General features: G+C 50.3%; 1 protein-coding gene. It reads right to left on the reverse strand.

Annotated features, from left to right (window positions below; translation table 11 throughout):
• Window positions 1-77: 77 nt before the first annotated feature.
• A partial coding sequence (locus R7Z50_RS24190) for an iron ABC transporter permease (RefSeq protein ID WP_318149309.1) occupies window positions 78-1,393 on the reverse strand: 1,316 nt, incomplete at its 5' end.

Consider the following 1,393-nt stretch of genomic DNA (forward strand, 5'->3'; position numbering starts at 1 on the left):
GCATGAAAAAGAAACCCGCTGCTTCGGAGTAAACTCCCAAAGAGCGGGTTTCTTTTTTCGCTTATCTTTACGCCAAGCTATCGGAACTTGCTTTTGAGCATCAGGAACAAGAAGTAGGTACTACCGATAATCGCGACTAACGTACCTGCTGCAATTTGGCTCGGGTAAATGGCTATTTGCCCTAACCAATCCGCCCAAACCATAAGCGTTGCACCAATCAAACTGCCAACGAATAATTGTTCTTTGACCTTTCTTGCTCCTAGCATCATCGCCATGTGTGGTGCGACCAAACCAACAAAGGAAACGGGGCCGACCGTCGCCGTTGAAAAGGCACACAGCAGAGCAACGATAACAAGCAAAATCGTGTTCGCAGATGATGGATTCAGCCCGCGCGCGTTAGAAAACGCTCGACCAATAGAAATCAGTGTTAGCCAACGTGACAACGCAAATACAATCGCTAAAAGCACCAACACGGCGATAAGCAACATCAATGCACTTGTGCTGGTGACGCGATACGTTGAGCCCGTGAGCCAGAGCAAAATTTTGTAACTTTCCCCAGAGCCTTGCGCCAACGCAAACTGAACGAGAGCTTGTAATAGGGCGCTAAGGGCAATACCTGAGAGTACAAAATTAGAAGGGTTAAAGTGGCTGCGTTTCCCGATAATGAGCAGCAGAATCAATACGGTCAGACTGCCCAGAAAAGCGACGCCCCAGTTAAATGCGGCGAGTACAGAGCCAACCATCACACCAGTGATGATAATGGCAAAGGTTGCGCCGGATGATACACCGAGAATGTCTGGGCTCGCGAGTGGGTTGTAAACGATGCGCTGCAAAATGATCCCTGCAATGGAAAGGGCAACACCTACTGAAATCGCGCTGATCATGCGTGGCCACCGCAGTTGCCATTGGAACTCGCCAGGAATCGCAAACTCAATACCACTGATACCGTGCGTAACAAATGAGTACGCCAGAATGCCGATGATTCCCATTACTGCAATGCCCCAAACTGCTGCGTTCGATAGGGCCGTTTTTCCTTGGCTCATCGACAAGTTCAGCTGATCCGTAGCTGTCAGTTTCTTGCGAGTAAACCAGATCAACGCAGGTGCACCAATGGCCGCCGCCGCCACACCGCTTGGGATGGTTTCTTCTAACAACAAACTGAGATAAATCGCCGCAGAATCGGTGATAAGCAGCAACGCAGCGCCAAGCAACATGCTGCTGATGAGTTCATCGCGTGGCGTTCTCGCTCCCATTGCACGGGCGATGTTTGGTGTTAACAAGCCGATAAAACTGATGATACCAACCGCAGTGATTGAGGCTGATACCAGCCAAATACCCATCACCATTAACGCACCAAACGCGGGTAATACCGCTAAGCCTCGGGCTGCTGCGC

The sequence above is a fragment of the Vibrio sp. 1249-1 genome (assembly GCF_033340495.1).